Below are 7,164 nucleotides of genomic sequence, written 5' to 3' on the forward strand. Positions count from 1 at the left end.
GTCCGGTGGGCTCGTTTTTTTTTAACCTCCACCCGGGAAACCCCCCCCCCCCCCGCGGTGCGGGTTGGGGCCCCCGGGTCGGACGCGGGCTCCACAGCCACTGTTCTGTCACGGCCATTCGAACACGGCCGATCACTCACAGCCTAGTGATCACCTGATCAGTCGTTGCGCGTGAACCAGCCGACGACGGACGAGACGGCACTGTGTCCGGCCTTCACCAGCTTCTCGCCGACCTTCTCGGTCACCTTCACGCCGAACTTGGCCGCTTCCGCCGCGCCCTTCTCGATCGCGCCGACCACTCGGCCACCGATCAGGGAGAGACCGACGCCTGCCACCGCGCCGATGAACTTGTCGCTGCTGAAGCCGTAGCCGATCCCGCGGTACAGGGCCGACGCCACACCCGTCACCAGCGAGAACGTACCGACGGCGGCCGCGAGGGGCTGGCCACCCGGAACGAGCATCAGGCCGGCCGCGATGAACCCGCTATAGGTGCTGACACTGCCCAGGAAGTTTCCGTAGTCCTTGAACAGCTGCTTGTCGTCCTTCGGCGGAGAGCCCGGCTCCGGCTTCTCGGGAGCTGGAGCCGGAGTGGTCACCTTGTCGTTGGCCGGCGTGTTCACCGGGTCGACGTGGTTGGCCTCGTTGGCCTTCGCCTGGGCCGCCGCGGCGGCGGCAGCGGCGGCCTGCTCCTGCGCCCGCTTCTGGGCGGCGATGGCGTGGGCGTCGCTCGCGGCCTGCGACGCCGTGGCGGCGTCCTTGCCCGCCGCGCTCGCGCTGGCCGCGGCCTGCGCCGCCGAGGCCCTCGCGCTCGCCGCCGAGTTCACGGCCTGGTTCGCGGAGGCGGTCGCCTGGGTGGCCGAGTAGTTGGCCTGCCGGTTGGCGGTCTGCGCGGTCGCCGCCGCACTCTTGGCCTTCTGCGCCGAAGCGGCGGCGGCTGCCGCGGAGGCGTCGGCGGCGGCGGACTTGGCCTTGGCGTCGTCCGCGTACCCCTTCGCCTGCTGGGCCGACTGCCCTGCCAGGCTCGCCCAGTGCGCGGCCTCATCCGACGCGTGGCGCGCGTCCGCGGCGATCTGGTACGCCCGCTGGGCGCTCTCGCTCGCGGTGGCCGCGTCCTTCGCGGCGTTGCCGATCATGCTCAGCACGGACGACACGTGCGCGTCGGTGTCCGCGTCCTTCTGCGCCGCCGTGAACTGGGTCTTGCGGACGAACTCGTGCTGCATCCAGGCCGGTCCGGCCAGGGCGACCGCGCCCGCGGCCTTCACGTTGGGCCCGCCGCCGTCGACGGCGACCACCACGGCCACCCGGTCGTCCTCGGCCAGGGCCTTGGCGTAGCCGTTGGACAGGAAGGCGGCCAGGACCGACACCCGGCCGTCGGCCAGTGCGGCGCCGCCGTCCCGCTGGACGGCCTTGCCGCCGTCCGAGATCAGGGAGACGGTCCGCACCCGCAGGTCCTCGGCCTGGGCCTGGAGCGCCCCGCCGCTGAGGAACTTCTCGACCGCGGTCGGGTCGGTGCTCTCCAGTGTCTTCTGCGCCTCGGTCGCCAGCTTGGCGTTCGCGATGCTCGTGACGGCCAGGATCTTCTCCCGGTCGTCGAGCTGCAGGCTGCGCTGGTAGTCCGACTTGGCCCAGGAGACCACGGCCTCGTCGGTGCCGGAGAGCGCGGCCTGCGCCGACGCCCGGGTCCAGGAGCCGGTGGACTTCAGCAGGTTGACCGCGGCCTTGCGGCCGGCCTGGGCGGCCGTCGCGGTGGCGGTTCCGGTTGCCGCGGCCTGCTTGACCAGGTCCTTCGTCGCGGCGTCCTGCGAGGCGGCCTCGGTCTGCTGCTGGTTGAAGTCCGCCTGGGTGGCCTGATCGTCCTTCAGCAGCAGGTCGGCCTGGGTGACACCGAGCTGCTTGTCCGACTCCAGCTGCACGGCCTCGGCGTCACGGGCCAGCTTCTCGAGCGTCTGGGCCTTCGCCACCGCCGAGGCCGCGGTCTCGGCGGCGACAGCGGCGGCGTCCGCGTGCTGCCCCGCGATCTTCGCCCAGTCCTGGGCCTGGCCCGCGGCGGCGGCCGCGGCGTCGGCTGCCGCGGCGGCCTTCTCCGCGTGGTCGGCGGTCCGGTTGGCCAGATCCTTGGCCTCGCCCGCCGCGGCGGCGGCCGCGGTGGCGAGGTTCTGGGCACGGGTCGCGGCCGTGCTGGCCGCGTTGGCCGCGTTGCGGGCGGTGGTGGCCGCGTTGCGGGCGCGGGCCGCCTGCTCGGTGGCCTGGCCCGCGGAACCGGCCGCCTGGGCGCTGGCCTCGGCGGCAGCGGCGGCGTTGTTGGCGGCGCGGGCCGCGGCGGAGCCGGCCTGGCCCGCCCGGGCACTCGCGTCGGCGGCGGACGAGGCGGCCGACGCCGCGTCCCGCGCACCGGCGGCGGCGTTGCGCGCCAGCACAGCGGCGTCGCTCGCCGCCTTGGCCTGGGACCGGTCGCCCGCGGCGGCGGCAGCGGCGTTGTACGCGCGGCTGGCGGCCTGGCCCGCGGCGGCCGCGGCCGAAGCGGCCGAACGCGCCGCCGTGGCAGCCGTCTTGGCTGCCGCCACCGCCGTGTTGGAGGCGTCGATCGCGGTCTTCGCGGCATCCGCCGCACCCTGGGCGGCCTCGGCGGCCCGGTTGGCCGCGGCGCCCGTCTTCTCGGCGTCGTCCTTGGTCTTGGCAGCCTCGTCCGCGGCCGTCAGCGCGGCCTGCTTGGCCGTCTCGGCGGCCTTCTCGGCCCGGGCGCCCGCCTCCTGGGCGGCGGCCGTCTCCTCCAGGGCGCGCTTGGTGGCGTCCTTCGCGGTCTGGGCGAGCTGCTTGACGTCGAGCGTCTCCTGGTCCCTCGCCTGGGCGAGGAGCTGGCCGTTCTCCAGGAACTCGCGGATGTCGGCGGGTGTGCCGCTGAGCGCCCGGCCGGCCTGCTTGGTGAACTCCGGGCCGGTGTAGACGTCCATCAGCCGCAGGACGGCGACCCGGTCGTCCTCCTCCTGCGCCTTGAACCGGCCGGTGGTCAGGAAGGCGTCCATGGCCTCGGCGGTGCCGTCGCCGAGCGCCTTGGTCCCGGCCGTGCGGACGGCGACGTCGGCGCCGTCGACGATGGTGACGATCGCCGCCCGGCGGTCGTCCATCATCGGGTTCTGCCAGCCGCTGGTGACGAACGCGTGGAGGTCGGCGTCCGACCCGCTCAGCGCCTTCGACGCGGCGTCGCGCACGCCCTTGCCGGTGCTGCTCAGCATCTTGATGACGGCGAAGCGCTCGTCCGACGCCTGAGCACGGCTCAGCGTGCTGGTCAAGAACGTGGTGATGTCGGCGTCCGAGCCGACCAGTGCCCGTGCGGCCGCGTCCTTCACCGCGGTGCCGCCGCCCTGCCAGGCTTCGACCACCTGCGCGCGGTAGTTGGCCGGCAGCGGCTCCGGGGCCGTGTCGGACGGAAGTGCTTGGGCGACCGTCGTCCCCATGACGGTCGCGGCCAGCATCATGGCCGTGGCGGACAGGATCCTGGCGCGTGAGCGCCGTGCCGACCCTGCCCTCATTGGCGAGTTCGCCATTTCCCCCTCTTCTTCCCCAATCTCCTGGCCCGTCAGGGCCAGTGTTCACCAGGACAGTTGTCCTGATGCCGCAGGAATCCTAATGCCGGAGAAGGCGGATCGACGGGGCGGAATGATTTTGTCTGGATCGCATGCCAACTGGCTGAATCCCCGTCGGTTTCGGCCACCGATCGCATAGGCCTGCAATGGATTCACCCAAACGGCGGCAAAGGACCGGTTCATCACCCTCGTCCGGTTCACGTACATCCCCCCTGCGCCCCGAATGTCAGAGTGACTGACCGTCAGTATGGCGGCCAGTCACTGAAAGTGATGGCAGGATAGGGATTTGCCAAACCAGGAAAAATACAGGAAGGGCACAGGAAGAACACAGGAAGAGTGCCGCTCCGGGGGCGCGAGCATCCGATCCACCGGGGAGCAGCGAACACCACCGTGGTGTTCGCCGAAGCTCGCGAGGTTGCTGAAGGTTTCCGGGGTCGAGTCGATCGGTGCGTCGGCCGCTGTTCCGGAGAAAGGGCGACGGCCGGGCGCGGTGGCGCATCAACTAGCGCATGTCGGTGGGTATTTCGGCGGAGTGTCGTCCTGTTGGGCGGGCGGGAATCCGTCATCACGCACCTGTGTTTCCGTGATCACGTGGTCATCCGAGGGTGGTGTGTTGATCCTTGGGTTCGCCACCGTTTGCCGTGAGGGAAGCGGTTCGCCGGCGTGCGATCGAGGCCTTCCAGGCCGCCACCGCACTGGCCTGCTTCCTCCACGTTCCCGATCTCGCCGCGCGCTTCTCGAAGGAGGACCGCGGCGGCGGTTGGCGGCTCCCCGAGAACCCGGCGCCGACCGACGCGGTCCGAGAGGGCGGCATGTGACGTGAGGGAACGTGTGGGATGGCCGCAGCTCGGCTGTCCACGGAGGCGGTCACCCGGCGGAGTGGAGAATGGGCGAATCCCGGGCGGGGTCGCTCCGGCGGGCAGTACGGTGCCCGCATGACCGTGCTCGTCCGCCGTCGTCACATCGACTTCGGCCGCATCCACTCCACAGGCTGTCCGGTCATCGTCTGATCGCCCGTTCCAGCCGCCCGGCCGTGTCGTTCCGTTGCGCTCTTCCGTTGCGCTCCGTTCCGAACGGCACCGCCGTGGCGGCCGTCGCTCCCCGCCGCCGTGAGGGGCCGGCCGTCGTCCCGGTCGACGGCCCCTCCGAGCGGCGCTCCGGACGCATCCGGCGGGACGCGTTCACCCGCTGCTCCGTGCCGCCCGCTCCGTGCTGCCCGCAGCACGCACCCGCGAGCGGGACGGGGCGCTCCCGCGCGTCCCGGCCGACCACGATCCGACCGCACCGAGAGGACAGCCGTCCACCATGACCGACACCGCCACCGACCACTACCTGCGCAACAACGCCGACTACGCCGCGGCCTTCGACGGGCCGCTCCCGCTCCCGCCGGCCCGTCGCACGGCCGTCCTGGCCTGCATGGACGCCCGGCTCAACGTGTACGGCGCGCTCGGCCTCGCCGAGGGCGACTCGCACGTGATCCGCAACGCCGGCGGGGTGGCCACCGACGACGCCATCCGCTCGCTGGCGATCAGCCAGCGGCTGCTCGGGACCCGGGAGATCATCCTCATCCACCACACCGACTGCGGCATGCTCACCTTCGGCGACGACGCCTTCCGCGAGTCGATCCGGGAGGAGACCGGCGTCAAGCCGCCGTGGGCCGCCGAGGCCTTCGCCGACCTGGAGACGGACGTGCGCCAGTCGGCCGCCCGGATCCGCACCAGTCCCTTCGTCCCGCACACGGACGCCGTGCGCGGCTTCGTCCTCGACGTCGCGACCGGCCTCCTCAAGGAGGTCGTGCTCTGACCTGACGGCGTCCCGGTGCGGCGGTCGGACGGGGCCGCCGCACCGGGGCCCGGCCGGCCGGTACGGGAGAGTCGAGGGCGGCGCCGGCCGTCGACTACCCTCCCCCCTCGTGGACGATCACCCCGAACCCCGGACCCTGCGCGTCTTCGTGGCGCTCGCCCCGCCCGACGACGCCAAGGACGAACTGGCCCGGGCCCTGCGACCCGCCTATGCCGGCTACCCGCGGCTGCGGTGGAACCGGATCGAGGACTGGCACATCACCCTGGCCTTCCTCGGCGAACAGTCGTCCGCGGCGGTGCCGCTGCTGCGGTCGGCGCTGGCCGCCGCGGCCCCGTCGCGCCCCGCCCTGCGGCTGGGCCTGCGCGGCGGCGGCTACTTCGACCAGCGGCTGCTGTGGACCGGCGTCGACGGTGACCTGGAGGGACTGCACCGGCTCGCCGCCGACGTCCGGGATCTCGTCAGGTCCTGCGGGATCGACTTCAGGGAGCGGCCGCTGAACCCCCATCTCACCCTGGCCCGCTCCCGCCGCGACGACTCCGTCAGCGTGCCGCTGGCGGCGGCCGGGCTCACGGGGTTCGTGGGCCGGCCGTGGCGGACCGAACGCCTCCACCTCGTCGGCAGCAACATCGGTCGCGGCCCCGGGCCGATCCACTACCGCGACATCGAGGCGTGGCGGCTCGGCGTCGCCGCGGCCCCGGCCTGAGGCGCCCGGGGGGCGTAGGCCGGGGAGCCGGGTGCCTGCACCGGCCTACGGGTACGTGCCTACAGGTACGTGCCTACGGGTACGGCTCCGTTCGATGTCGCACGGTTTTTCCGCCGTCCGTGATCGATCGGCGGATGTGACATCGGCCACACGCGTGCCGGTCGTCGGTCGGCCCTCGTTCGCAACACGCCGATCCGCAGGTCGAATTCGCGACTCGGAGCCCCCGGTGCGCCGAGTGGGCGTCCGAAACGATCTCGCTGCTGACAGTGGATTGGCCCTAGCCTGCCGGGCATGTCCCAGAACACGAACATCCCCGGTTTCCCCGGGGGGCCGACCGCTGCGGTCGGCGACTCCGCCAAGGTGCAGCGCCAGGTACGGCAGCAGGCGGGCGTCGGACCGGTCTACGGCGGCGGCGGCACCCTCTTCTCCGAGCCCGTCCTGGTGGTGAACCAGAAGGCCAAGCTGATCGAGCTGACCAACGAGTACTCGGTCTTCGACCAGCAGGGCGCCACGCTGGGCTCGGTGGTCCAGGTCGGCCAGAGCGGCCTGCGCAAGGTGGTACGGCTGCTCTTCTCCATCGACCAGTACCTGACCCACAAGCTGGAGATCCGCGACGCGCAGGGCACCCCGGTGCTGCTGCTGACCCGTCCGGCGAAGTTCATCAAGTCGCGGGTGATCGTGCAGCGTCCGGACGGCCAGGAGGTCGGCCAGATCGTTCAGCAGAACGCCATCGGGAAGATCAACTTCTCGCTGGAGGTCGGCGGTCAGAAGGTCGGCGCGATCAAGGCCGAGAACTGGCGGGCCTGGAACTTCTCCATCGTCGACGGCACGGACACCGAGATCGCCCGGATCACCAAGACCTGGGAGGGCCTGGCGAAGACGATGTTCACCACGGCCGACAACTACGTTCTCCAGATCCACCGCCCGCTCCCCGACCCGCTGCTCAGCCTGGTCGTGGCGACCGCGCTGACCGTGGACACCGCGCTGAAGCAGGACGCCCGCGGCCTCGGATAGCCGCGAACCGGGGAAACCGGGGACTGACGGGCAGGCCGCCCGAACGTTGCGGGCGGCCTG

The 7,164-nt window shown here is 72.2% G+C and carries 5 protein-coding genes; 4 read left to right on the forward strand and 1 reads right to left on the reverse strand.

The annotated features are described in order from the left end of the window. Window positions 1–158: 158 nt before the first annotated feature. Window positions 159–3,476: a hypothetical protein gene (locus ACFRQN_RS37105; RefSeq protein WP_380744961.1), complete on the reverse strand. Its 3,318-nt coding sequence runs from the start codon at window positions 3,474–3,476 to the stop codon at window positions 159–161. A gap of 749 nt (window positions 3,477–4,225) precedes the next feature. Here ACFRQN_RS37105 and ACFRQN_RS37110 point away from each other — a divergent pair. The 4 genes from ACFRQN_RS37110 to ACFRQN_RS37125 all read left to right on the forward strand — a co-directional run bounded on the left by ACFRQN_RS37110 (window position 4,226) and on the right by ACFRQN_RS37125 (window position 7,104). Beyond that, the gene (locus tag ACFRQN_RS37110) at window positions 4,226–4,402 is read left to right on the forward strand and encodes a hypothetical protein (RefSeq protein ID WP_380744963.1); all 177 of its coding nucleotides are present in this window, start codon (window positions 4,226–4,228) and stop codon (window positions 4,400–4,402) included. Between the two features lie 487 nt (window positions 4,403–4,889). Next, entirely contained in the window at window positions 4,890–5,387 is a 498-nt protein-coding gene (locus ACFRQN_RS37115) for a carbonic anhydrase (RefSeq protein ID WP_074002869.1), read from the forward strand. Between the two features lie 109 nt (window positions 5,388–5,496). Continuing rightward, entirely contained in the window at window positions 5,497–6,090 is a 594-nt protein-coding gene (gene thpR / locus ACFRQN_RS37120; protein ID WP_380744965.1) for an RNA 2',3'-cyclic phosphodiesterase, read from the forward strand. Window positions 6,091–6,381: 291 nt separating this feature from the next. Further along, entirely contained in the window at window positions 6,382–7,104 is a 723-nt protein-coding gene (locus ACFRQN_RS37125) for an LURP-one-related/scramblase family protein (protein WP_079272189.1), read from the forward strand. Window positions 7,105–7,164 lie beyond the last annotated feature (60 nt).

It is taken from the genome of Kitasatospora sp. NPDC056800 (genome assembly GCF_042789775.1).
Taxonomy (GTDB): Bacteria; Actinomycetota; Actinomycetes; order Streptomycetales; family Streptomycetaceae; genus Kitasatospora.

Coding starts and splice junctions, on each gene's coding strand:
- ACFRQN_RS37105 (WP_380744961.1), bottom strand. CDS start 3,476: ATGATGCTGGCCGCGACCGTCATGGGGACGACGGTCGCCCAAGCACTT.
- ACFRQN_RS37115 (WP_074002869.1), top strand. CDS start 4,890: ATGACCGACACCGCCACCGACCACTACCTGCGCAACAACGCCGACTAC.
- ACFRQN_RS37125 (WP_079272189.1), top strand. CDS start 6,382: ATGTCCCAGAACACGAACATCCCCGGTTTCCCCGGGGGGCCGACCGCT.